This window comes from Methylococcales bacterium, assembly GCA_030949405.1.
GTDB lineage: Bacteria > Pseudomonadota > Gammaproteobacteria > Methylococcales > Methylomonadaceae > WTBX01.
Map to the genome: position 1 here is coordinate 2,660,771 of JAUZSN010000002.1, position 24,870 is coordinate 2,685,640.

Below are 24,870 nucleotides of genomic sequence, written 5' to 3' on the forward strand. Positions count from 1 at the left end.
TTACTCAGGAAGCTTGAAAACATTCACTTTAACAATCAACTCTTGCGCATTTTGGACTAAATCATCCGATAACTTACTTTGCTGCTGAAGTTGCTCATTGGCTTTAATCGTACTTAATTGAATCGTTTCCGCATGTTCCTTTAGACTTTCCCCAATATCCAATTGTGCCACCGTTGCCACGGATATTTTTTTCACTGCTGAAACCAATGATTCCGTTGTTGCTCGACTTTCTTTCATCCGTTCCCCCGCATCTTCGGCCTGACGAATACAATCCACCACTTGAGTAATCACTGAATTCATCGTTTTCATCGTATCCGAGGTATCCACTTGAATATTTTTAACCAACGTTGCAATTTTTTCAGTGGCCTCATGTGAACTTTCAGCCAATCGTTGCACCTCATTGGCAACCACCATAAACCCCTTACCCGCATCCCCCGCAGCCGCTGCCTGCATTCCTGCATTTAAGGATAAAACATGAGTTCTTTCCGCAATCGTATTAATAATATTCACCACAACGGTAATTTCTTGCGAACGTTCGCCTAGCCGTTTAATCCTTTTTTCCGTTTCCCGAACAATATCACGAATACCATTAATACTGACAACCGTTTCACTCACCGCCCCAACGGCTGATTCCGTACTCAGCATTGTTTTTTCAGATTCTTTATTGGTGATTTGTGAAAATTTAGCAATTTTAATCATCATTTTCACCACCGTATTTAATTCGCTTAAGGTCGCTTCAATTTCTTGGCGTTGGTTATTCGCATAAATCATCACATCGGCGGCTTGTTGTTTAACTTCCTCCGAGGTAATATTTACCCGCTCAGAAATATCCGCCACCCCTTTTAACGTTCGCCCCATTTCTTGGGATAATAAATTAATTGAATCCGAAACCGCCCCTGTCATATCTTCGGCAACAGGTACTTTTATGGTTAAGTCTTTTTGACTTAAATCTGATACGGCGCGTAACAATACAACAATGGAGGCATTTAAACGCTGATGGTCATATTCTGTTTTAGCTAATGAGGTCACTCGCTCATCAAATAATGAATCAAAGCTATTGGCTAAATGCCCTACCTCATCATTATTAATGGCATTCACCCGCGCCCCTAAATTTCCCGCTGCAATACTATTAATTACCGATTGTAATTCAGAAATAGGTCGGACCATCGCCAAAATAACCGTCCACCATAAAATACTAATCAGCATAAAAAAGACAATCCCCATCGTGACCCAAAAAGTAATTTTAATATTGGAATAAGTCTGTTCAAATTGTATTTTTACATCACTATCATAATTCGTCTTTAAGGTTAATAAATTGAATAATTCCAACTTAAGCTGATCCATGATTGCATTTACTTCGGTATTATCACTTTCTATTGACGATTGCACTTGCCTTGCAAAAAAAATTTCGTAGCGATCGAGTACACTTCTAAGTCGAATAATCAACTGAGTATCCGCATCTTTTTTAAACAATAACGTTAATGATTCCAATTCATTACGTGCTTCTTGCAAACTTTTTTTAAACGATTCCCGTTTTATAGGTTGATTAAATTGTCTAAAATTATTTTCATAAAACATCGCGGTTAAAATTTCAAATTGAATATGCGCTAATGACTTAGAAATAATAGATTCCTGAGCAACATTTTTTTGCGTTTTCTCAGCCATAGTAAGTGCTGACTGAAAAGCGACCCCAATCACGGTTAAACCCACACTAAAAACCAGTAATAAAATTAAAAATTTATACGCAATTTTTATATTAAGAAACCTTTCTTCGATTGTTTGAAAAATATTCATTCACATTATTCCTAATTATAATTTTTGTTACTTAATTCTTATTAAGGAAATTTAAGCTAACGAGTCAAGAAAAAAATTTCGTCCAGTTGGATCGCCCCCTAAAAAGAGACGATAAGATGCAGGCCTCACATCTCAGAATCTATTACTTAAGCGATTAAACCCCTGCTGATAGCGTTTATATATTACACCGTTATCTGACTAAAGACTGTGCTTCCAAAAAAACGAGTCATGACAAATTTCATTATTTAATCACATATTATTTTACCTAAGACAGAAAAAAACCGTTCTTTATTAAATTCTAGCCATATTTTTTCCCCTTTATAAGCCCCTAAAATATAAGGGGCTATTTTAGGGATTAACGTTGGAATAATTGCTTCTTTCGTTAAATCATTAAGGAGTTCAGGATATTGTTTAATTCGAAAGGCAACCGCTTTTTCTCCCTTACCTAAAACTAAGAGTAACTGGTGTTTATCGTCTAGCGGGTTAAAGTCAAAATAATTTTCAAGGTCAAAAGCAGGGACAACATTACCGCGTAAATTAATTAATCCTAACATCCATTTAGGCGTATTAGGCACACTATAAATGGAACTTCCTTTAAGTAATTCACAGGCTATATTTCCATCATAAATAAGGTTTAAATGCCCTATTTGAAACCCATAACGTAAATTTTTTTCATTAACATTGGCCTTGTTTAGTAACTCGACCAACGATAAATCCGCAAGCTTCCCTTTTAATTCCATCAGTTTATTCCAAAATAGTCTAATTTTTTATGTCAAATATCGTCACATATTTTTTCACGCCAAAACAGTATAAATAATTACCGCTAAATTTTCATATTTTTTAAAAAATAATGTGAAACCGTGCTAGTAATCACAATAAAATACCGTAAGATCGCTAAACAAAGCCTCCTACGGCAGGGTACTTCGTTAGATTAGGTCGATTTCCGAGTTTTTTTAAACCTCGGCGGTCGTCTGTTCGGTTTCCACGCCAAATAAAACACGCCATTATTTAAAAATACCGTATTGAATCATAGAAATAATTTATGATAAACTGAGTCTTTATCGCCTTTTCATCCCCTATAATTAGCGTTATTATTTAATACGTCTAATTTAACTATTTTTTAGTTACGCCCCCCTTAATTTAAGAGCTAATCAAATAATGGAGATAATAATGAGTAAGTATCACCGTAAAAAAAATAAAAATGGCTTATTATCAATTTTGGCTAATTTTTTAATTTCCCTCGAAGAAACCGTTAATATAAAAAAAGAGACTTTTTATGAAAATACCCATTTTAAACAGAATGAACAAAATACGCTTAAATTAACAACGTCTTTTTTACTTACGATTGATTGGAAAAATTACGAAAATTTATGCATTGAATACTTGCTGATAAAAAATTGTAATGCAAAACCGACATCAATGGGAGCCGATGGTGGAATTGATATTACAATTACCAACTCAAAGCATCAATTGATTGGTATCGCTCAATGTAAGGCGTGGAGTCGAAAAATAAGTGTCAACTTAGTTAGGGAGTTATTTGGGGTAATGGCAAGCGAGCAGGTAGAAAAAGGTATTTTTTTTACAACGTCGGCCTTTACACTGGATGCTATTGCGTTTTGTCATGATAAAAAAATTTTACTCGTGGATGGTAATGAGTTCATTAACCGAATAAGTAAGCTCGCGGAAAATCAGCAAGCACAGTTAATAACGATTGCCACAAAAGGGGATTACACCATACCGACGTGTGCGCGATGTGATAAAAAGATGGTGATGCGAGTCAGTAAAAAAGGCGAAAATATCGGACGTAAATTTTGGGGCTGTTGTGATTTTCCAAGATGTCGGAGTGTGATTAATATTCGACAGTAATAAATGAAAATTTTTATCGATACATTAACCTGATTGTGCTTAAAAAATTATTTTTTATAGCAATACCTTCGCCAATTTGAATTTTGAGCCAAAACACTCCAAATTTTAATGCTTTATATCCAATAAAATCAATTAGTTATAAATTATTAAAAGGATACCTCAACTTACTCTATATGTTTGGCGAAGGTATTGTAAATATCCATGATGATTAAAAATAAAAACGACCTCCTCTTATCACTTAATGTTATATGCCCTATTTTACTAAGCTATATAACACAATAATAACACCCCCCATTTTCATCCCCCTTATTAACTCAATGTTTTTTAAAACAAACCATATTTAACAATCAATATATATGCCATTATTAGCGGCATATTGTCGCGTGGCAATATGCCACATACTTATTTTTTACTAGATTTGTTAAAATTACTTGCATTGTATGTCACCTTATTAGGAAAAATTAAATGCGTAAGTTGCATGTTAGGAAGGTGGTATGGATTTCTAGTGTTTTTTTCTCGCTTATTATCTCTGCCTCAGCTAACGACGATGAAGAAAATTTTTTAGATACCAGTTTAGAAGAAATTCTAGCCATCCCTTTAGATGTCAATGCGGTTAATATTTTAGAGGCACACATTCATAAAAAAAATGAATGGATGGTAGGCTATCGTTTCATGCACATGGGAATGCAAGGTAATTTATCGGGTGAGCAACAAGTTAGTAATGCGGATATTTTAAAAAAATATAGAATTGCTCCAACGTCTATGGAAATGGAAATGCACATGGCATCCTTAATGTATGCCCCCACAGATGACTTAACACTGATGGCAATGATTCCTTATCAGCGTATCTCTATGACGCATGTTAATCGAATGGGCAAACAATTCACCACCAAATCAGAAGGATTAGGGGATCTCAAGCTGATGCTTAATGCCGTTGCCTTTCGGACGAAATGGGATCAACATATTATTAGTCTTAAAGGGGGCTTAAGTCTGCCAACAGGATCCATCAATAAACACGATGACACTCCCATGGGAACAGATCAAAAGCTCCCTTATCCCATGCAATTAGGTTCGGGAACCTTTGATTTTTTACCTGGCATTAGCTATGCAGGACTCACGCGTGATTGGGGCTGGGGCGCTCAAATGATAGGAACCGTTAGAACGGGAAAAAATAGCAATCACTATCGTTTAGGGGATAAATTAGACAGCTCTTTATGGGTTTCTAGAATTTGGCAAAATTGGGTTAGCACTTCGCTACGTGTCAATGGTCAGTGGTGGGGAAGCATCAAAGGAGCCGATCCCGAATTAAACCCAAGAATGGTTCCTACAGCAAATCCTAATATTCGAGGTGGAAAACAAATAGATTTACTCTTAGCCGTTGAACTGTATGCACCGCAAGGTGTGTTAAAAGGTCAACACTTAGGGCTTGAAATCGGCTTGCCTATTTATCAATCACTCGATGGGCCACAAATGGAAATGGACTGGAAGGTATCGGCGGGGTGGCAATGGACATTCTAACGAGAAAACTAACAATGCGTTTTTTGATGGTCTTGTTATCAATGATGTTATTTGCAACAGGCTCTATTGAAAGTATTGCCGAAAATTATAAAACCACACAAAAACAAAAAGTTATTGCGGGGGCTATTTATAAATTTATTAAATTCGTCGAATGGGATGCTGGATTAATAAAAAACAAAAAAACCTTTAATGTTTGTTTACAACACTATGATTCCGCTTTTGAACCACTGACGAAACGTACTATTCAAAATAAGCCAATTCGTTTACATTTAATGGATAACGAAAATTTTAAAGAAGATTGTCATGTTTTATTTCTCAATGCTAAAGAAAGTGACTTTACCGAAATACTAAAAAAATTTACGCATAAAGCCACCTTAACGATTAGTGAACAAGCAGGATTTGCATCTCAAGGAGGAATCATAGAATTAGGAAATCATAATAACCGACTCATTTTTTCGATTAGTCTATTATCGGCTAAAGCCAGTCAGTTAAACATCGGTTTTCAATTATTATCACTCGCGCATCATGTCATTAAAAATTAAGAAAATTCATTGTTCTATTAGTCAAAAACTGCTGTTACTTATTACAAGTATTACCGCCACCGCCTTACTATGTGCAAGTATTGCTATTATCTATGGAGGCCGGCAACTTTTTCTTGAACGCTTACAAGAGGACATGGCGATTTTCACTGAATTAACGGCCATGAATAGTTCAGCCGCGGTGATGTTTGAAGACGAAATAGGCGCGGCAAAAATGTTAGCGAATTTACGCAGTGACCCCAGTATTATTACCGTTGCACTCTATAAAGCGGATAATCAGCTCCTCTCTCATTATATTCGCCAAGGTTCAAATGAGATTCCCCCCCATCATTTACCCAGCCCTAGCATCACCGTCAGTGATAAAAGTATTCGTATTAATCAGTTTATTAAAATAGATAACGAAAAAATAGGGGGCATTCATATTGAATCTGATTTAAGTCGATTAGATGCAGTCACGATAAAATTGATTTATATCTTAGTGATTATCGCGGTTAGTGTTCTTGTCTTAGCCATGCTTTTTTCAGTACGATTGCAACGATTAATTACAACACCCATCATTAAATTAACGCGCATTACTCGAAAAGTAACCCAAACACGTGATTTTAGTAAACGCGCACATAAAACAGGACAGGATGAAGTCGGCACCCTTATTGATGGATTCAATCACATGATGGGGGAAATTGAATCCCGCGACCGAATTTTACAACAAAATAACCGTGAATTAGCCATTGCTCGTCAAGAAGCCATTGATGCGTCTGAAGCCAAAGGCAATTTTTTAGCTAAAATGAGTCATGAAATACGCACGTCAATGAATGGCGTTTTAGGAATGTTAGAGTTACTCGATGACACCCTATTACAAGATGAACAACAAGATTTTGCAAGAACAGCCCGTAATTCAGCCTCAGCTCTGCTTAATGTTATTGATGATGTCCTTGATTTTTCAAAAATTGAAGCAGGCTGTTTAGAAATTGAAACGATTGACATGGAGCTGTTACCTTTATGCGAAGATGTCACCGCATTATTAGCCGATAAGGCTCATAATAAAGGCATTGAATTAACCTGCTTGGTGCATTCTGATGTGCCTTCCATCATTATCAGTGACCCCACGCGTTTAAGACAAATTTTATTAAACTTAATTAGTAATTCAATTAAATTCACCTCAGTCGGTGAAGTCGGCCTCAACGTTTCACTTCTTAAAAGTGATAGTAAAGAGACCATCACTCTTAAATTTGCTGTAAGTGACACAGGGATAGGGATTAGCCCCGAACAGCAACATAAGCTTTTTAATGCCTTTAGTCAAGTTGATGTCTCTACAACCCGTCAATTTGGAGGGACGGGGCTTGGATTATCTATTTGTAAACAACTCGTCGAATTAATGCATGGCAGTATTCATGTGGATAGTGAAGCGGGGGAAGGTGCCACTTTTTGGTTTCAACTGTCCGTAAAAACCTCTGACTTTAATAGCTCTAATCACGACTCGATTAACCATAAAAATATCTTAATTGTGGATGATAATAAAACCAGTCGTCTTATTTTAGAATATTATTGTCAAAATTGGGGCATTACTTACAAAAGTTACAGCCATGCAACTCTTGCTTTAGATTTTCTGAATAATAATACCGAATGCCCTTTTGATGCGGCCATTATTGATTCTCAAATGCCTGAGATCGATGGCTTTCAATTAGTTAATAAAATTCGTAGTCACCTTTTTTATACCGATCTTCCTATTTTAATGTTAGGTTCAACAACAAGCTCTGTTATGGCTCAAAATGTTAATGCGAGTTTGATGAAACCTGTACGCCAAACCTCACTCTTCAAAAGCCTCAGTAAATTATTATTACCTCAAAAAACGCTCATTTCAACCGAAAAAGCCATTATTCTTCCAAGTTTTAATGCCCATGTTCTTCTCGTGGATGATAACCATGTCAATCAAAAAGTGGCGCGTAATTTTTTACAAAAATTAAATGTTACAGCGGATGTCTGTGATAACGGCAAAGAAGCGTTAACCATGATTAAACAACATCATTATGACCTAATTTTTATGGATTGCCACATGCCTGTTATGGATGGTTATTTAGCCACCCAAGCCATTAGGAAAGAAGAAAATAAAGAAGATGGTTTATTACGCTCTCATTTAACCGTAATTGCGATGACGGCCAATGTTCTAGCAGGTGAAGAAGAAAAGTGTATTAATGCGGGAATGGATGGCTATTTGCAAAAACCCGTCAAACTACACGACCTTATTAAATTAATAACGCAGTGGGTTCCCGAAAAACAACATCAAAATACCGATGAAATAACGGAAAACCACGATGAAAAATCCTTTAATAATACGAATAATATTTTACAAAAAAATGCGATTAAGCTTCACATGGAATACGATTTATATCACGAACTTTTAAATGATTTTTATCGAGAACACCACTATACGGTAAAACAGATTAAAGAATTAATTGTTGAAAATCAATATCAATCGGCCATGCTTTTATTACACCGACTCAAAGGAACTGCGGGGAATCTTGGCTTTCAAGTTATTTTTGATCATGCAACTGAGATTGAGAAAAAAATAATGAGTATGGCAAAAAAGCAAGATCTCTTAGTTCTTTTTACTGATCTTATGCAAGAAACGGACTCTATTATGGCGCTTATTCAAAAAGAAGCTCATCAATTACCTGTTAATGAAATACGTGTGGATCAAGTGGAAAATACTGAATCCTTTGAAATTGATGAAGTTTTATCTCAATTAGCCACTAACTTACTTATTCATAGCTATTCTGCAAAGCAAGATTGTAAAAATTTAGCCCAACTCGCCCAAACCCCCGAACAAAAAGAGAGTGTACAAAAAATTGAATTAGCGATTAATCAATTAAATTATCAACAAGCTTACGAATGGCTGAATAAAATGAATGGCTCATTTAAACACGAAGAGGTTCTTAATGATTAGAAGTACGATCTTAGTCGTTGATGACGACCCATTGAATGTAAAGTTATTAATGAACATTCTTGAAGCAGACTATGCTTTATTGTTCGCATTAGATGGAAAAAAGGCGATTGAATTAGCCAAACAGCAACAACCTGATTTAATCTTACTGGATGCGGTCATGCCTGAACAAAGTGGCTATCAAACCTGTGAATTATTAAAAAAAAATACACTGACAAAAAATATTCCTGTTATTTTTATTAGCTCATTGTCGGATGATGAGGATGAGGCCGCTGGGTTAAAATGTGGGGCCATTGATTATATTACTAAACCCATTAATACCGCGATTGTTAAAACCCGAATTTTTAATCACTTGGAATTAAAACATATACGGGATTTATTACAGCAACAAAGCAATATGGATGGACTCACAGGGATTGCTAATCGGCGTTGTTTTGATGAAAGTTTGTTACACGAGTGGCAATTAATGCAAACGCAACAACACACATTAGGGGTTATTATGATTGATATTGATTACTTTAAAACCTTTAACGATTGTTACGGTCATGCTATTGGGGATACGTGCTTAAAAAAAGTGGCGATGGCAATGGCAAATTTACTGCCTCAATCCTCGAGTTTATTAGCACGCTACGGTGGCGAAGAATTTGTGTGTATTTTACCGACCACCTCAAAAAAAGAAACCGAAGCGATAGCTATCAATTTGTGTGATGCGATAAAAGCCTTGAAAATTCCCCATGCAGATTCTCAAGTAGATTCTATCGTCACCATAAGCTTAGGCTGTTCAACGATTCAACCAACCGCTGACAAATCATCCTCTGAGTTTATGACGACAGTTGACAATGCCCTCTATCAGGCCAAAAAAGAAGGTCGTAATTGTGTCATAACCGCTAATATGAATGACTATTCCAGCGTAGGATCTTCAACTACGATATTATCAGATTGAGAAATCCGACTAAGGCGTTTCCATAACTCGTCCCAATCGACTTGGGTTTCATACCCCATGACATCAATACGAGGCAACCCACCGCCCTTAACAATATAATACCCGCGTTCACCCGCCGCTTCGACCCCCATTAACTGACAGATCCCGTTGTTTAAATAACACCCTAAGCCCATTTGTTCATAATCGAAATTATCAAATAGACCAAGAATCATTCTTGAAACAAAATCAACTGCACCCCCTCCACCAATACTCGCAATATTTTCAACCGCTTTTTGACTAATTTGATGTTTAGAACCATCATCCTCAGTGCCAAGCCACGCATAAAACGTTATCGGCTTCCAGTTTTCCATCTTCAAATCACGAATTCCCCCCGAAAGCCGACCCTTCATCCCACCAAACTCAAATTTATCAGTCATCAATTCTAAATCTAAATTTTTTATTTCTATCGTACTGTTAAACTGTGAAAAATCTGACCCTAACCCTGAAAGCATTAATTCTTTTATATTAATTTCACCCTCAAATAAATTAATCTGTAATCCCCCGTCTAAATTCAATTTTCCTGCTTCAAATTGAACCCCTGGAATATCCCCACTAATATCCCCAGAAAGTGATTTAACCGCTAATGCTTTAGTCAGTTCTTCCAAAGAAATGGCCTCAATAGCCCCCGAAAACACAACTTTAGGACTCTTATCTTCCACCGCCTTCCAATCAAAGGTTTTAATTTTTATCTTCCCCCCTAACAGAGGAACATCAAATGCCTTTAATAAACTAATTTGTTTATTTTTTAACAGTAACGTGAAATAAGTGCGTGAAAAAGGGATGGAAAACAAATCAAGTTGTCGCCAACTCACCATAGAATCCTCTTTAAAATTCTCATCTTTTGACCACTTAAGTATCATCGCCCCATCTTTTAAATTAAACCGTTTTTTAAGATCGTTAAGCTGCAAATAATTAGCAATTAAATAACCGTTATCAGGCTGGTTATCCTTTATTTTTATTGTCGCATCCACATTTCCCTCTAAACTAAGTCCTTCTAATGAGGTTGTTTCGGTTATTGAGTTCAAATAAATCACTGAAAACTGCTGTAAACTTTCAATCTGAGCATGAGCATCAACAAGCTCAAGCTCAAATTTAGGTTTTAATTTAATTTTTGCATAGCTTTCGATAAAGCCCACGTCAGGATGGGTAAAATTAAGTTGATTAATCGCTATTTGTTGATTCGTGGTATTAAACACGCCCTGACTTTTTAAACTAATCTTCGTATTTTTATTTTCTAAATACAACGGTTCAATATAAATATTTCCACTTTTAAAAATACTGTGTTGTTGCCAAAACCAATTTGTTTGCTGTTGATTTAAATCAACCGTTGTTACCAACGTAAACGCTTCCGTTGCTTTTTTACCATCCTTTGTTTGCAATGATAACTGATTAATTGCAACCTTAGCCTTCAATTTACGCGACTGATTACCGATTCCTTTTGCTTTCAGGTTAAAGCTCACGGAACCTTTAGACAGTTTAAGGTGAGAAGATAAAAAAGGTTGAAGTAAGTTTAAGGCAACCTTTTTAGCCTGTAGACTTACATCCCATTTATCTAATTTTGCAGTCGCGTGTAAATCAAATCGCCCGCCTAATAATTTTAATTGACTCAGGGTAAATTCAGCTTTAGGCTCACTGATAAGAAAAGAAAAATTAAACTGAGGGGATCTAAAACGCTTAGATTTAAGGGAGGCTTTACCCTGTTGACAGTGAATGGCATTATTCCCCCATGTAAATTGCTGACAACGAATATCAACCAACTTTAAATCGTCAAAGGGTTTGGGTAAACGCATTTTTTTTATGGATAAAACAAGCTGCTGCTTCTGTTTTTTTAAGGCCTTTAACTTTATTTCTACGCCGTTTAATTGCCATTTTTGCAGTGTTAACTGTTCTAATTTTAAGGTGATTGAATCCAGTGCATAAGCGGTTGGCGTAATAAATACTATTAAAAGTAAAAAAATATAGTTAGCCATCATCTAAGTTTCTTTATTCATAACAAAAATTTTATCAACACCTAAAAATACGAAAGCCTAAAATTAGGTTTATTATACAATTTGTTGAAAAATATTTTATGAAAAAACGACAATTGAGCGTGTTTACCCCACTTTTTAAAGTAGCTCCCTTCTTAATGATCGTGTGAAAACTAAATAAGAATAGCTAATAAGTTAAGCGGCCTATAAAGAAAAACGCATTAAAGTGGATCTACGCATCGGCTACCAACCGCTGAGAGCCATGGAGAGTGAAACGGAGGCGACACGAGATAGCGACAGCCGTCGTCATACCTCGACAAGCTCAGCACGAACAGCTTAACCTCAACTTGTCCCATTTTACGTTAATAGTCTACGCATCGGAACCCAAAATAAACATAGTTTGAGTTCCTCTATTTTAATGAAAGAAGTCTATTCCACTTAACGTAATTCTAAGGCCGTGGCTTGAAACGTAATACCATCCCAACCATAATTAATAAAATTTCTAATATTCGAGTGATCCGAACCTTCAGGTGTTGCCAACACGCCTTGGTAATATTCGCCAAAAAGATGAAGGGTTTGCTGTTGATTTAATTGATGAAGGCGAGCAAAAGAAAATAATTTACAAGACCCCTCATTAGTTCCAGCGGTATTTAAAATTTTATCATCCCCCAAACCGTTACTAAATTCCGTGGGGTGATACCGATAATGAGTCTCAATAACCGCCATTGTTTCACTAAACAAAATCGACGGGTTGTTTTTTAAGGTTTCAATAAAATCATTTAACGTCATTCAGGTTTCTCTAAGATAAAAAGTAAAAATAAGGTCATTGGTCTTTAAATCCATTAAACCGCAAAGCTTTCACCACACCCGCACGTTCCTGTTACATTAGGATTGTTGAATTGAAAAGCCTCATTAATTCCTTCACGACGATAGTCTAATTCAGTCCCCTCTAAAAAAGCTAAATCGGTCTTTTTAACCACAATTTTTGCATCAAACTGCTCAAAAACAGAGTCATCTATGGCCATTTCATCCGCATACGCTAAAACATAAGCAAATCCTGAGCAACCCGATTTTTTCACACCCAGCTTAAGACCGACCCCTTTGCCACGTTTGATTAATTGTTTATTAATTTGCTTTGCAGCATTTTTAGTTAATGTAATTGCCATAATCAGTTTATTAAAGAATTTAATGTTTTGATAAAATAATTTATTTCCGAAATACTATTGTCTTTACCCAGACTGAGACGAATCGCCCCTTTAGCCAGCGAAGAACCAACGCCCATCGCCGTAAGGACAGGACTAATTTCATCCTGAGCAGCGGCACAAGCCGAGCCACTGGAGACAGCGATGTTTTTTTGATCCAGCTGCATTAATAGCATTTCCCCTTTCGTTCCTGCAATCGAAAATTGGAGTGTATTGGGTAATCTCATGCTTTCATAGGCAAAAATAGTCAGTTTAGGAATTTTTAATAATTCTGTTTCCAAAACCGTCCGTAAACTCAATAGTTTTTCATGCCGTGTCGTGAGTTCTATCAGAGCCAGCTCTGCCGCCTTACCAAAACCGACAATGGCCGCACTATTTTCTGTCCCTGATCGTAAATTTCGCTCTTGCCCACCCCCCCAATTGAGTGGGGTTAATCAGGCTATCTTTTGCGATAATTAATGCGCCACATCCCTTGGGCCCATATAATTTATGGCTTGATAACGAAAGCCGTTCTACACCGAGTTGATTAAAATTAACGGAGATTTTACCCGCCGCTTGAATCGCATCCGTATGTACTCTAATACCGCGTTGATTAAGCTTATCGGCATAATCCGCAACGGGTTGAATAACCCCTGTTTCATTATTGGCCAGCATAATAGAGACCAGAGAGTTCGGGGGTAAATTTAAGGCATCAATGCGATCACTAATAATCGTTCCATGTTTATCAACCCCAATACGATGTGACAAAGGAAATCGAGTTAAAGCCGCTTCTGTTACCGAAGGGTGTTCAATCGCTGAAACCGCCAATTCTCCACCGGCCCCCTCTAATTGTAAAGCAAGATTATTAGCCTCGGTTCCACCACTGGTAAAAATAACTTGCGGTGCAGTCACCCCGACAAGGGCGGCCACGTGTTCTCTTGCGGTTTCTATCGCACTTCGCGAAATCCGACCCCATTGATATAAACTCGAAGCATTCCCATAAAACGTACTTAAAAAAGGGAGCATTGCCTCCAAAACACGCGCATCAATGGGTGTTGTTGCATTATGATCAAAGTAAATCATACCTTATCTAGAAAAATTACTCTGTATCTTAACCCTAGGATAATCAGCGATGGTTTCATTTTGTCTTTCCGCTATTTCAGAGACCGAACCCCGAGACAATATTTCAGCTAATGAAATATTATTTAAATAATCATGAATTTGCGCACTCAGCCCCATCCATAACTCATGTGTTAAACAAGGACTATCATTATGACAATTAGCCGCACCACCACATTTAGTCGTGTCCAACTGTTCATCAACTGCCCCAATAATTTCTGCAATACTAATTTCAGTCGCATCACGACTTAATTGGTAGCCCCCTCCAGGCCCTCTAACCCCCGTTACCATACCTGCCTTTCGCAAACGGGCAAATAATTGCTCTAGGTAAGAAAGGGATATAATTTGTCGTGTTGCAATATCTGTCAGCGTTACAGGGCTTTTTTTACTATGAAAAGCAAGGTCAAGCATCGCAGTCACAGCATAACGGCCTTTAGTGGTTAATCGCACAAATAATCCTCTGGAGCTTAGAAAATTTCACTATAGATAAACCCAGCTAATTAGTCAACTATTGTTTTTAAATTTTAACAGTCCCTATTTGGTTTAGTTATAAACTTACAACTTAAAAACACACTAAAACTTAAACAGATAACGTCTTGTATCGTTAAATTACGTCGTTAAATCATTATTTTTTAAAAGAAAGCTTTCTTTATTTAAGTTTACTTTCAATCAAAATAACACGTATATTAGGCAACGTTTTCATTCCGTTAAAAGAGATAATTCGTTTACTTACCTTTCATAATTACTGTTTTAAAATTCATAGAAAGACATAAACGTACGTTTTTACCCACGTAATTTCAAGTTATTTATCTCTCCCTAGTCACTCATAAGTTTAAATTTTTACGATCAATGTACACACAAAACCTAGTTTATCAGTGACAAGCTAACCTACACGCTTAATTCTAAACTTAACGTTTATTATCAAAACCGTGCATTGGAAAATCTAAACATTATTTTATCACTCCCTCTTTCTGACAAGAGCCATTACCGAATATAATGTAATCAACGCTGAATAAAAATACGAATACAAACCCCCCTTATGGATAAAAAATAATAGATACGTTCCGCGTATTATTAAAATTTTTTATCTTTTAAATTAGTTTAAATAGACGAGGTAAAAATGGCAGGATGGGTCGATGTTGTAGCAGAAAATGCATTAACAAATGGCGAAAAAATGGTGGCCGATATTGATGGTGTTGATGTGGCTATTTTTAAAATAGCAGGACACGTTTATGCCATTGAAGATGCGTGTACTCATGACGGTGCCGAAATAGCCAGTGGCGAATTGGACGGATATGAAATTATTTGTCCTCGGCATGGCGCACGATTTTGTGTTAAAACAGGGGAAGTAAAAGCCCCCCCCGCTTATGAAGATATTGAATGTTTTCCCATACAAATTAAAAATGGGCGAATCGAAGTTAGGGATAATCGTTGGGATTAAAGACTGATTTAATAAAATAGTTGCAACTATTATTTAGAAATAAGGTCATTATTATGGTTAATGCAACATCTGTACTTTTTTAATTTGCTAAAAATGCTCAATAATTTAAAGAGATAAATGAAAATCACACTCCCTCGCTGGTTTTATCAACTGGCCTCCCCTAAATGGTTCTACGAAATTAGTGGAAAATTATTACCTTGGTTTAGTTTTGCCACGATCCTTTTAATGGCCGTTGGTTTGGTATGGGGATTGGTATTTGCACCTGAAGATTATCAACAAGGCAACAGTTTTAGAATTATTTATATTCATGTCCCCTCGGCCATTTTAGCGCAATCGTGTTATATGCTAATGGCCATTGCAGGGGCGGTAGGCCTCATTTGGAAAATCAAAATGGCCCATGTCATTGCAAAATGTGCCGCCCCTATTGGAGCCTCTATTGCCGTTATTGCATTGGCAACAGGGGCTATTTGGGGCAAACCCACGTGGGGAGCATGGTGGGTTTGGGACGCACGACTAACCTCAATGCTTATTTTACTTTTTCTTTATATTGGTGTGATTGCATTAACCTCGGCCTTTGAAAATATCGCCAGCGGGGATAAAGCCTCTGCGGTTTTAGCCTTAGTCGGTTTAGTCAATATTCCAATCATTAAATATTCCGTGGAATGGTGGAATACACTGCATCAACCCGCCACGTTTAAACTCACTGAAAAGCCCGCCATGCCCCCTGAAATGTGGATTCCTCTACTAATTATGGTCATCGGGTTTTATTGTTTTTTTACGGTGATGTTACTGTCACGCGCAAGAGTTGAAACCTTGCAACGGGAAAAACGAGCGGATTGGGCTAAAGAGGTTATAAAAAACTATTAATAACACGCATCTATATTTTATAAAGGAGTTTTTAAATGGGTCATTTTGCATCGTTTGCCGATTTTTTACAAATGGGTAAACACGGACTCTATGTCTGGTTAAGCTATGGCATATTTTCAAGTATTATTATCTATAATATTGCTATCGTTATCATTACTAAACGTTTATTTTTTAAAAATGCTAAACGTCAATTACGACGTGAACAAAACTTATGACACCAAAAAGAAAAAAACGCCTAATCATTATTCTAGCACTGGTTTTTGGAAGTGGGTTAGCCGTCAGCCTCACCCTCTTCGCTTTAGAACAAAATATTAATTTATTTTATTCCACCTCTCAAATTGCAAGCGGTGAAGCCCCTAAAAACACACGAATGCGTGTAGGTGGTATGGTGGTTGAAGGCAGTGTTGAACGCGCAACCGACTCGTTACAAGTGGCCTTTAAATTAACCGATAATGCCAATCAACTTCAAGTCGTCTTCACAGGCATTTTACCGGACCTGTTTCGCGAGGGACAAGGCATTATGGCGCAAGGAACTTTAGATGAAAAAGGGGTTTTTCAAGCCAATGAAGTTCTCGCCAAGCATGATGAAAACTATATGCCGCCTGAAATTGCAGAATCCATGAAGAAAAAAGCTGAGGCCATGCAATGATTCCAGAAATTGGTGAATTTGCACTCATCCTTTCGATGTGTTTATCAGCTGTTTTAGCGGTTGTTCCACTTTATGGCACCATGACCCATAACCCGTTATGGATGAACTATGGAAAACCATTAGTCAAAGGACAGTTTTTATTTTTAAGTATTAGCATGATTTGTTTAGGCTATTCCTTTTCAATTGATGATTTTTCAGTGGCTTATGTGGCTAATCATTCTAATAGCCAGCTCCCCATGCAATTTAAAATTAGTGCTATTTGGGGTGGACATGAAGGCTCCTTATTGCTCTGGGCTTTTATTTTAAGTGGTTGGACCTTGGCCGTCAGTTTTTTTAGTCGCACCTTACCCTTAGATATGCTCGCTCGCGTGTTGTCTGTCATGGGAATGATTGCGGTCGGTTTCATTTCTTTCTTACTCTTTACCTCCAGTCCTTTTGGTCGTTATTTACCCCGATTTCCAAAAGATGGGGCCGATTTAAACCCCTTATTACAAGATTTTGGGTTAATTGTACATCCGCCGATGCTTTATATGGGCTATGTGGGCTTTTCAGTTGCCTTTGCCTTTGCCATTGCGGCCTTACTCTCAGGACGTTTAGATTCATCGTGGGCAAAATGGTCGCGTCCGTGGACAAATATTGCGTGGGCCTTTTTAGCCGGCGGTATCACCCTAGGAAGTTGGTGGGCGTATTATGAACTAGGCTGGGGTGGCTGGTGGTTTTGGGATCCTGTTGAAAATGCGTCCTTAATGCCGTGGTTAGTCGGTACTGCACTGGTCCATTCATTAGCTGTAACCGAAAAACGGGGTGTTTTTAAAAGCTGGACAGTATTACTTGCTATTTTTGCTTTTTCCTTAAGTTTACTCGGCACCTTTTTAGTCCGCTCAGGCGTTTTAACCTCGGTTCATGCGTTTGCCTCTGATCCTGAACGCGGCTTATTTATTCTCGTTTTATTAGTGATAAGCATTGGCGGCTCGTTAACTTTATATGCCTTTAAAGCCCCGAATGTAAAAAGTGAAGCTAAATTCACAATCGCCTCGCGCGAAACCTTGATTCTGATTAATAATGTTTTTTTAACGGTCATGGCTATGACGGTTTTCTTAGGGACACTGTACCCTTTATTATTAGATGCACTGGGCGGTGGGAAAATTTCAGTCGGCCCTCCGTATTTTAATGCTGTTTTTGTACCAATCATGGGATTAATGACGGTTTCGATGGGGCTATCAACCGTGGTTCGATGGCGGCAAAGTAATACGGATACGATTATTAAAATTTTATGGAAACCCCTTCTAGCCAGTCTAGTCATCGGGCTTGTGTTTCCATTTCTTTATGGTGATGGCTTTAATTTTTCAGTCTTTATCGGGATGAGTCTCAGTAGTTGGATTATCTCAACAACGGGACTCGAATTTATTAATAAGTTTCAACATAGTCCATCATTTTGGGCACGATTAACGAAACTATCCTTAAGTTATTACGGAATGGTTTTAGCGCATACAGGAATTGCAGTCGTTGCCATTGGAATTACATTGGTTTCAGTCTACAGTGAAGAGCGTGACATCCGTATGGAAATAGGCGATACCGTCGAGCTTTCTGGCTATCTATTTGAATTTAGAGGGACGAAAGTTATAAAAGGTGCAAACTATAGTGCCGATCAAGGAACGTTAGTTGTGACAAAAGAGGGCGAGTTAATTACAGAACTACACCCTGAAAAACGTCGATATACCGTTAAACGTTCCATGATGACCGAAGCCGATATTGACCCTAATTTATGGCGTGATCTATACGTTGCTTTAGGCGAGCCTTTAGACGATAAAGGCGAAGCTTGGGCCGTTAGAATTCATTATAAACCATTTGTACGCTGGTTATGGTTAGGCGGGTTATTAATGACTTTAGGCGGGTTATTAACAGTTGCCGATAAACGTTACCGTAAACAAGCCTAATAACTTAGCAACTACCAACTTAAAACGGAACACTATAGAACGAGGCTTAACCTCAACGTCTCCCATCTTAAGTTGGTAGCCTGACTTAGCCGTGTCGCACCCTGCAACCCTGTTACTTTAAAGAAAACCGCTATAACGCAAATAACTCACGCATTTTTGCACCTGGACTACTCGCACGCATAAACGCTTCTCCCACTAAAAAACTATAAATATCATGATCCAACATCAACTGGACATCCTCTGTGGTCTGAATTCCACTTTCAGTAATCAGTAAACGGTCGTTTGGGATGAGTTCTTTCAAATCTAAGGTGGTTTGCAACCGTGTTTCAAAGGTTTTCAAGTTACGATTATTCACCCCAACTAATGGGGTCTCCAACACTAAGGCGCGCTCTAATTCTGCCGCATTATGAACTTCAACTAAAACATCCATCCCCAATCCTGTCGTTACTTGAGCTAAATCAATGAGCTGAGAATCGTCTAATGCCGCCACAATCAGTAAAATACAATCGGCTCCTAATGCCCGTGACTCATGAATTTGATAGGGATCAATAATAAAGTCTTTCCGAATCACGGGTAAAGGACAACTTTCGCGCACTTTTTGCAAATAAACTTCAGCCCCTTGAAAATAGGTCTTATCGGTTAACACCGAAAGGCAAGTTGCGCCATTCATGGCATAATCTTGCCCAATGAGAACAGGCTGAAAATTTTCTCTAATCACCCCTTTACTCGGAGAGGCTTTTTTAATCTCAGCAATAATGGCGGGTTTTTTCTTAGCCGCTTGTGCTTGTAACGAGGCGGCAAAGCCACGGGGAGATTCTATACTACGTGCAATATCCTCTAAAAAATCAAGCGGCGTTTTAGCTTTACGCGTTTTAATTTCGTCAACTTTAGTCGTAAGAATTTTTTGCAAAATGTCAGCGGGTTGTGTCATGGAATTTTATAAATTTAAGTTAAAAAAAAGGGGGCTAGTTTACCCTGTTCGGGTGGCTTATTCGTTTTTATTAATCATGTGAGTGGCTAGTTGCTGTAAGGCTTGCTTCAAACTTAACTGTAATTCATTCGTCATTCCACTGTCGCTTAATGCATGATTCATACAAAGCATCCATTGATCACGCTCTGACTCACCAATAGCAAAAGGGAAATGCCGTCGCCTTAAGCGAGGATGGCCGTATTCTTGAACAAATAAATCAGGCCCACCCAGCCATCCCGATAAAAATTTAAATAATTTTTGCCGTGTTTCCGTTAAATCTTCGGCATGAATAGCCCGAAGTGCCGTGGTTTCAGGCAAACTATCCATGTGAAAATAAAAACGCGTTACTAACTGAAGAATCGTTTTTTCACCCCCAATAAGGGCATAAAAGGTGGGCTGTTCTGTTGTCATTTGCTATTTGTTATCGTTGCGCTATAAAAAAATTAGTGAGGGTCATCCGTCCATTAAAACGTATGGCCAATACTCATATAGAGTTGAAACTCATCATCCTCATCCCGTTTATTAAGCGGACGAGCCAGATCAAAACGAATGGCGCCAATCGGTGTTTTATAACGCAAACCTAAGCCTGCCCCCATTTTTAAATCCGCGAAATTTTGATAAGCATCGGCGTAAGCTCGCCCACCATCTAAAAAACCGACAATCCCTATGTTTTCAGTAATCCACTGGCGTAACTCAATTGAAAAAGCGAATAAAGATAACCCGCCTATTAATCGCCCTTGTTCATCTTTAGGGGATAATGATTGAAAACTATAACCCCGTACCGTATCACTTCCGCCTGCAAAATAACGTAAATCAGCGGGGATATTAACGAGATTTTCACCCCAAATATTTCCGATAATAATACGTCCCGCTACAATTAAGTTATCCGATTTCGTTAAACTTAAATAGTGTCGATAACGAATTTTTTGCTTATGAAAGCGAGCCCCAGTTCCTAAATTATAAAAAGGTTGTTCATCAATGGATAAACGCCCGCCTGTTGTAGGCTCTAAAAAATTATCACTAAAGTCCCCGTTGAAATGAATCGGCAGTGAAATTAAATTAAAATTTTCAGAAATTTGATTATATTCCGTGACTCTTGAAAATTGATACGCAAGACCGATATTAAATCGCTGTTTTTTAGTCAGTTGATGCTCAATAGCCACGGCAAATTCCGCCCGTAAACTTTTAAAGGCATCCGTATCCTCACTAATAAACTCACTATCCATAATCAACGTATTATTGGGGTGATAAAAAACAGGTTTACGAAAACTAGCAGCCAGTGACGATTTAATCATTGAAACCTTTAGAGCTGCATCAATAACTTCACCTTGCCCCCATAAATTACGATGCTCCCAAGCAAAACGTGCTAAAAATAATTCATCATCGGTCGTGAGTCTTAAGCCCGCGCTAACGGTGCGAGGCAATCGTTCTTTGAGTTCAAAGGTCACGGGAAAATACCCATCCTCATCCGCTTTGGTAGCTAATTTCAAACGTGCCAGAATAAATAAACGACTATCAATTAATTTTAACCGTTGACTATCGATTGTTTTTTGATTGTAGGCTGTTCCTTGTTGCCACTGAATTAATTTTTTTAAAAAATCGGCTTTGATGTTTTGATTGCCTGTAAAACCAACCGCCCCCACAAAAACTTGCTCTCCTGTTTTTAAACATAACTCAACGCTGACCGTTTTTAAGTCATGATTAACAACAACTTTTCGAGGACATAAGGTTGCAAAGGCGTAAGATTGACGTTTAGCATACGTTAATAATTTTTGCTCAGCGGCTAAAATAGTCGACGTTAAAGCAGGTTGATCGGGGGTTAAATTAATTTGTTTAAGCGTTGGTTTTTTTAACGAGTCGGTATTTTGATGAATAACAACGGATTGCAAGGCATATTGCGGCCCTAAGTTAACTTTAAAAATAAGACGCGGCGGCGTTTCTTTTTGATCTAATTTAATCGTTATTTTAGCGTTATAGTAAGCCTTGGAACGAAGTAACTTTATAAAGGTAGGAATATCTTTTTTAGCCCGCTGCGTTAAAACAAAGGAACTCTCAGGCGGTGAATCTTGCTGTTTCTGCATTAACGAATAACTTAAAATTTTTTCGTTCAAATCCTCATCAGCAACCCCCTTAATTTCAACTTGATAGGGATTACTTTCTTGGATTATTCCTGTTGTACAGCCAACAAAAGTGATCATCAACCCGAAAATAAATTTTCTAAATAGCGTATAAAGCATAACGAATTATAATAAGAATAAGATATTGAATACTCAAACTTGCAGCCCTAAACCAAGGCTACCAATGACGCTCTTAAAACCAGACGAGCGTAAATTTAATATTTTTATCTCGTCTGGAATGGATAGCCTATAAAGGTTTTTTTATACTATTTTGCCGCTACACTTTTTTTATGCTTAGGAAATAACCCAAGGGAATGAATAGAAGGAATTCGATATAATTTTAAAATATATTTTTCACTTTTCTTGACCTCCTGATGATTAAGTACAATTTGATAACCTTGCTTATTTTCAAAAATGACATTCTTTTCTTTATTAGCTTTTAATAATTGACAAAATTGCACAAAGTTTTTAATGCTCTTTCCATTAATCTTATCCACCAACCAACTATTAACATTATGATAGCCAAAATTGACATCTGCGGCTAAAACTTGCAACGCCACCACCGATTCTTCCTTATTGACCGATCGCCACTCAGGCTTATAATTTAAAAAATGGTAGGGGCCTGAATTAACTTGAGGCATTCCCCAAGAATTTAGCATATTTCGAGTTAAAGGAACAAAAACAATCCCCCCATAAATATAATATTTAGGAATATGATCAAACTTTTGTTGGCCTACAAGGCTATAACGCGCCTCATTTTTTTGAGCAATTAAGACCGTTTTAAGTAATTTCCCTTTGCGTACAAAGGTAATTTCCACCTTATCACCAATATGGTGTAATTCAATCGCATGTTCATAATAACTTCTCAACGTTTTATTAAAATTGACGGTGCCATTGCCTGCTATTTCATACTGATCTATTTTTAAAATCACATCATTTTTTTTAAGTTTACCCTCAGCGGCTCCCCCTTCAAAAACCTTAACCACTAAAACCCCGCTTTGATCTTTTTTTAGGCCATAAAATAATTTAGCCGAAGGATTTTCTAAGGGTTGCGTACGAAAGCCTAATTCAGGAAAACCATCCCGTTTATTATCTTTACTATCGGTTAAAACGTGTTGAATAATGCTTGGGGGAATAAAATACCCTACATTAGCCGCAACCCCTGCGGCAATAGCCTGCATAACCACACCAACAATTTTATTATTTACAATAACAGGCCCGCCACTGTTCCCAGGATTAATGGCCGCATCAATTTGTCCTGCTAATAAATAGCTATTGGAATGCGAATAAAACTGTTGTTCAACCCGCGATAAAACACCCTGGGTAATACTTAAGGTTTCTCCTCCAAAAGGATAGCCATAAACCGTCACATCTTGTTGAAGCTCTGGTAATTCACCAATTTCAAGGGCATTTAAGTCATTAAAAAAACTTTTGTCTTTAACACTTAAAATCGCTAAATCAGCATAATGTGAAATAAAACGCACCTCGGCAATATATTTCTTAGGGTCATTATATTTTTGAACTTGAAGATATTTAGCATCGGCCACCACATGGGCGTTCGTTAAAACTCTGTTTCCCGAAATAACAGTCCCTGATCCCGAGGCATGTAAAGGATTTGATAATTGCCAAGGCGATAAATAATCAGGCGTGACAAACGTCGTATATATTTTAATCACCGAATTTTCAACAGGAATAATTTTTTTCTCCGCATAACTAGCGTTTGTGAAAAAAACCGTTAAAATTCCCAAGAGGATAGAAGTAAAAATTTGCATAATTTGCATAGCCTTAATAACGATGAGTAAATTCGATAAGTGCCGTTAGTTTAGCCAGTGCCTCTCCATTTTCAATAACCTCATTGGCTTTGTTAACCCCTGCCTGTAAAGAATCGGTCAAATTAGCCGCATAAATAGCCGCGCCTGCATTTAAAAGCACAATATTTTTTGCAGAACCTGATTCATTATTTAACACCGATTTGAGCCTAGCTAAACTGGAATAGGCATCAGTCACCGCTAAATCCGCTAAATTTCCACGCGGTAAGCCAAACATTTCAGGGGTGATTTGATAGCTTTTTATTTTTCCATTATTAAGTTCGGCAACAGAGGTCGGACTTGCAATACTAATTTCATCTAAGCCGTCATCCGCATTGACAATTAAAACATGCTCGCTCCCTAGATTTTTAAGAACCTGCGCTAACGAGTCAACCCAATCTTTGGAAAAAACCCCAATCAATTGATTTTTTGACCTCGCAGGATTTGATAAAGGCCCTAAAATATTAAAAAGCGTTCGGACTCCCAAATCCTTACGAACACTCATTGCATGTTTCATTGCCCCGTGATAATGAGGGGCAAATAAAAAACCTAACCCTACCTCACGAACACAAGCCGCCCCCTGTTCAGCGGATAAATTAAGATTAACCCCCGCCGCTTCTAATACATCGGCACTCCCTGATGAGCTGGATACCGAACGATTCCCATGTTTTGCAACCGTACCCCCTGCGGCGGCCACCACAAAAGCACAGGTCGTTGAGATATTAAACGTATTCGCCCCATCGCCTCCCGTTCCACAGGTATCAATAACATGCGCGCCTGTCACCGTAATTGGGGTCGCGAGTTCTCGCATAACTTCTGCGGCGGCGGTAATTTCAGTAATACTCTCCCCTTTACAGCGTAAGGCAATTAAAAAGCCAGCTATCTGAGCATCACTCGCCTTACCTGTCATTATTTGGAGCATAACGTCACGCATTTGTTGATGGGTGAGGGCGTGTTGATTTAGAACGGTATTAAGTGCGTGTTTAATAGTCATAGGATAAGGGATAATAATTAATTAAAGTTTTAAAATGAAGCCAAAATCAAGGTGAATTTACTGATTTTTTTAATCGACACTCATTTTAGTTATTAAATCGTCACCGTGAGTGGCTAATTTTAAATTTAGACTTAAAAGTGTAAACTAGTTTTTTATTTTTTGAAAAAAATAAAGGCCCTT

Annotated in this window: 21 protein-coding genes and 1 pseudogene; 10 read left to right on the forward strand and 12 right to left on the reverse strand. The window is 37.7% G+C overall.

All coding sequences use genetic code 11. From position 1 onward, the window contains the following. Positions 1-1,794, reverse strand: coding sequence for a methyl-accepting chemotaxis protein (locus Q9M50_13630; GenBank protein ID MDQ7091655.1), 1,794 nt, complete (start codon positions 1,792-1,794; stop codon positions 1-3). Between the two features lie 245 nt (positions 1,795-2,039). Beyond that, positions 2,040-2,534 (reverse strand): chemotaxis protein CheW, encoded by a 495-nt coding sequence (locus Q9M50_13635; GenBank protein MDQ7091656.1) that lies wholly within the window; start codon positions 2,532-2,534, stop codon positions 2,040-2,042. 430 nt (positions 2,535-2,964) lie between these two features. On the opposite strand from Q9M50_13635, the gene Q9M50_13640 reads away from it, so the two are divergent. The 5 genes from Q9M50_13640 to Q9M50_13660 all read left to right on the forward strand — a co-directional run bounded on the left by Q9M50_13640 (position 2,965) and on the right by Q9M50_13660 (position 9,601). Next, a complete protein-coding gene (locus tag Q9M50_13640) occupies positions 2,965-3,660 on the forward strand; it encodes a restriction endonuclease (protein ID MDQ7091657.1) in 696 nt (231 codons plus the stop codon). A gap of 465 nt (positions 3,661-4,125) precedes the next feature. Then, complete coding sequence (locus tag Q9M50_13645) at positions 4,126-5,178, forward strand: hypothetical protein (protein MDQ7091658.1); 1,053 nt, start codon at positions 4,126-4,128, stop codon at positions 5,176-5,178. Further along, the gene (locus Q9M50_13650; protein MDQ7091659.1) at positions 5,166-5,720 is read left to right on the forward strand and encodes a YfiR family protein; all 555 of its coding nucleotides are present in this window, start codon (positions 5,166-5,168) and stop codon (positions 5,718-5,720) included. Before Q9M50_13645 ends, Q9M50_13650 begins: the two co-directional genes overlap by 13 nt. Next, positions 5,704-8,661, forward strand: coding sequence for a response regulator (locus Q9M50_13655; GenBank protein MDQ7091660.1), 2,958 nt, complete (start codon positions 5,704-5,706; stop codon positions 8,659-8,661). The genes Q9M50_13650 and Q9M50_13655 overlap by 17 nt, the downstream gene beginning before the upstream one ends. Continuing rightward, the gene (locus Q9M50_13660) at positions 8,654-9,601 is read left to right on the forward strand and encodes a diguanylate cyclase (GenBank protein MDQ7091661.1); all 948 of its coding nucleotides are present in this window, start codon (positions 8,654-8,656) and stop codon (positions 9,599-9,601) included. Before Q9M50_13655 ends, Q9M50_13660 begins: the two co-directional genes overlap by 8 nt. Here Q9M50_13660 and Q9M50_13665 read toward each other — a convergent pair. From Q9M50_13665 to Q9M50_13685, 5 genes and pseudogenes are all read right to left on the reverse strand, one after another. Then, the gene (locus tag Q9M50_13665) at positions 9,559-11,610 is read right to left on the reverse strand and encodes a DUF748 domain-containing protein (GenBank protein ID MDQ7091662.1); all 2,052 of its coding nucleotides are present in this window, start codon (positions 11,608-11,610) and stop codon (positions 9,559-9,561) included. The genes Q9M50_13660 and Q9M50_13665 overlap by 43 nt on opposite strands. A 435-nt stretch (positions 11,611-12,045) precedes the next feature. Continuing rightward, the gene (locus Q9M50_13670; protein ID MDQ7091663.1) at positions 12,046-12,396 is read right to left on the reverse strand and encodes a HopJ type III effector protein; all 351 of its coding nucleotides are present in this window, start codon (positions 12,394-12,396) and stop codon (positions 12,046-12,048) included. A gap of 53 nt (positions 12,397-12,449) precedes the next feature. Next, positions 12,450-12,773: an iron-sulfur cluster assembly accessory protein gene (locus Q9M50_13675; GenBank protein MDQ7091664.1), complete on the reverse strand. Its 324-nt coding sequence runs from the start codon at positions 12,771-12,773 to the stop codon at positions 12,450-12,452. 2 nt (positions 12,774-12,775) lie between these two features. Beyond that, positions 12,776-13,814: pseudogene (locus tag Q9M50_13680) on the reverse strand (cysteine desulfurase family protein). 60 nt (positions 13,815-13,874) lie between these two features. Next, a complete protein-coding gene (locus Q9M50_13685; GenBank protein MDQ7091665.1) occupies positions 13,875-14,357 on the reverse strand; it encodes a Fe-S cluster assembly transcription factor in 483 nt (160 codons plus the stop codon). A 670-nt stretch (positions 14,358-15,027) separates the two neighbouring features. Here Q9M50_13685 and Q9M50_13690 point away from each other — a divergent pair. The 5 genes from Q9M50_13690 (at position 15,028) to Q9M50_13710 (ending at position 18,801) form a co-directional block, all read left to right on the forward strand. Continuing rightward, the gene (locus Q9M50_13690) at positions 15,028-15,348 is read left to right on the forward strand and encodes a non-heme iron oxygenase ferredoxin subunit (GenBank protein MDQ7091666.1); all 321 of its coding nucleotides are present in this window, start codon (positions 15,028-15,030) and stop codon (positions 15,346-15,348) included. A gap of 117 nt (positions 15,349-15,465) precedes the next feature. Beyond that, positions 15,466-16,215, forward strand: a complete 750-nt coding sequence (locus Q9M50_13695; GenBank protein MDQ7091667.1) for a heme ABC transporter permease — start codon at positions 15,466-15,468, stop codon at positions 16,213-16,215. Between the two features lie 35 nt (positions 16,216-16,250). Beyond that, positions 16,251-16,430 carry a heme exporter protein CcmD gene (gene ccmD, locus Q9M50_13700; GenBank protein MDQ7091668.1) on the forward strand — a complete coding sequence of 60 codons (180 nt, stop codon included), beginning with the start codon at positions 16,251-16,253 and terminating at the stop codon, positions 16,428-16,430. Further along, on the forward strand, positions 16,427-16,864 hold the full coding sequence (gene ccmE / locus Q9M50_13705) for a cytochrome c maturation protein CcmE (protein ID MDQ7091669.1): 438 nt from the start codon (positions 16,427-16,429) through the stop codon (positions 16,862-16,864). The genes ccmD and ccmE overlap by 4 nt, the downstream gene beginning before the upstream one ends. Further along, positions 16,861-18,801 (forward strand): heme lyase CcmF/NrfE family subunit, encoded by a 1,941-nt coding sequence (locus Q9M50_13710; protein MDQ7091670.1) that lies wholly within the window; start codon positions 16,861-16,863, stop codon positions 18,799-18,801. The genes ccmE and Q9M50_13710 overlap by 4 nt, the downstream gene beginning before the upstream one ends. Positions 18,802-18,931: 130 nt before the next feature. Here Q9M50_13710 and trpC read toward each other — a convergent pair whose 3' ends face one another. The 5 genes from trpC to trpD all read right to left on the reverse strand — a co-directional run bounded on the left by trpC (position 18,932) and on the right by trpD (position 24,690). Further along, entirely contained in the window at positions 18,932-19,732 is an 801-nt protein-coding gene (trpC, locus tag Q9M50_13715; protein ID MDQ7091671.1) for an indole-3-glycerol phosphate synthase TrpC, read from the reverse strand. Positions 19,733-19,789: 57 nt separating this feature from the next. Next, positions 19,790-20,182, reverse strand: a complete 393-nt coding sequence (locus tag Q9M50_13720) for a group II truncated hemoglobin (protein MDQ7091672.1) — start codon at positions 20,180-20,182, stop codon at positions 19,790-19,792. 53 nt (positions 20,183-20,235) lie between these two features. Beyond that, the gene (locus Q9M50_13725; protein ID MDQ7091673.1) at positions 20,236-21,969 is read right to left on the reverse strand and encodes an autotransporter assembly complex family protein; all 1,734 of its coding nucleotides are present in this window, start codon (positions 21,967-21,969) and stop codon (positions 20,236-20,238) included. Between the two features lie 185 nt (positions 21,970-22,154). After that, positions 22,155-23,660, reverse strand: coding sequence for a serine protease (locus Q9M50_13730; protein MDQ7091674.1), 1,506 nt, complete (start codon positions 23,658-23,660; stop codon positions 22,155-22,157). A gap of 13 nt (positions 23,661-23,673) precedes the next feature. Beyond that, the gene (trpD, locus tag Q9M50_13735) at positions 23,674-24,690 is read right to left on the reverse strand and encodes an anthranilate phosphoribosyltransferase (GenBank protein MDQ7091675.1); all 1,017 of its coding nucleotides are present in this window, start codon (positions 24,688-24,690) and stop codon (positions 23,674-23,676) included. Between the last annotated feature and the right edge of the window lie 180 nt (positions 24,691-24,870).

Bases quoted from the DNA above. Each gene is read 5' to 3' on its own strand.
- Q9M50_13630 (MDQ7091655.1), bottom strand. From the start codon at position 1,794: ATGAATATTTTTCAAACAATCGAAGAAAGGTTTCTTAATATAAAAATT.
- Q9M50_13635 (MDQ7091656.1), bottom strand. From the start codon at position 2,534: ATGGAATTAAAAGGGAAGCTTGCGGATTTATCGTTGGTCGAGTTACTA.
- Q9M50_13640 (MDQ7091657.1), top strand. From the start codon at position 2,965: ATGAGTAAGTATCACCGTAAAAAAAATAAAAATGGCTTATTATCAATT.
- Q9M50_13645 (MDQ7091658.1), top strand. From the start codon at position 4,126: ATGCGTAAGTTGCATGTTAGGAAGGTGGTATGGATTTCTAGTGTTTTT.
- Q9M50_13650 (MDQ7091659.1), top strand. From the start codon at position 5,166: ATGGACATTCTAACGAGAAAACTAACAATGCGTTTTTTGATGGTCTTG.
- Q9M50_13655 (MDQ7091660.1), top strand. From the start codon at position 5,704: ATGTCATTAAAAATTAAGAAAATTCATTGTTCTATTAGTCAAAAACTG.
- Q9M50_13660 (MDQ7091661.1), top strand. From the start codon at position 8,654: ATGATTAGAAGTACGATCTTAGTCGTTGATGACGACCCATTGAATGTA.
- Q9M50_13665 (MDQ7091662.1), bottom strand. From the start codon at position 11,610: ATGGCTAACTATATTTTTTTACTTTTAATAGTATTTATTACGCCAACC.
- Q9M50_13670 (MDQ7091663.1), bottom strand. From the start codon at position 12,396: ATGACGTTAAATGATTTTATTGAAACCTTAAAAAACAACCCGTCGATT.
- Q9M50_13675 (MDQ7091664.1), bottom strand. From the start codon at position 12,773: ATGGCAATTACATTAACTAAAAATGCTGCAAAGCAAATTAATAAACAA.
- Q9M50_13690 (MDQ7091666.1), top strand. From the start codon at position 15,028: ATGGCAGGATGGGTCGATGTTGTAGCAGAAAATGCATTAACAAATGGC.
- Q9M50_13695 (MDQ7091667.1), top strand. From the start codon at position 15,466: ATGAAAATCACACTCCCTCGCTGGTTTTATCAACTGGCCTCCCCTAAA.
- ccmD (MDQ7091668.1), top strand. From the start codon at position 16,251: ATGGGTCATTTTGCATCGTTTGCCGATTTTTTACAAATGGGTAAACAC.
- ccmE (MDQ7091669.1), top strand. From the start codon at position 16,427: ATGACACCAAAAAGAAAAAAACGCCTAATCATTATTCTAGCACTGGTT.
- Q9M50_13710 (MDQ7091670.1), top strand. From the start codon at position 16,861: ATGATTCCAGAAATTGGTGAATTTGCACTCATCCTTTCGATGTGTTTA.
- trpC (MDQ7091671.1), bottom strand. From the start codon at position 19,732: ATGACACAACCCGCTGACATTTTGCAAAAAATTCTTACGACTAAAGTT.
- Q9M50_13720 (MDQ7091672.1), bottom strand. From the start codon at position 20,182: ATGACAACAGAACAGCCCACCTTTTATGCCCTTATTGGGGGTGAAAAA.
- Q9M50_13725 (MDQ7091673.1), bottom strand. From the start codon at position 21,969: ATGATCACTTTTGTTGGCTGTACAACAGGAATAATCCAAGAAAGTAAT.
- Q9M50_13730 (MDQ7091674.1), bottom strand. From the start codon at position 23,660: ATGCAAATTTTTACTTCTATCCTCTTGGGAATTTTAACGGTTTTTTTC.
- trpD (MDQ7091675.1), bottom strand. From the start codon at position 24,690: ATGACTATTAAACACGCACTTAATACCGTTCTAAATCAACACGCCCTC.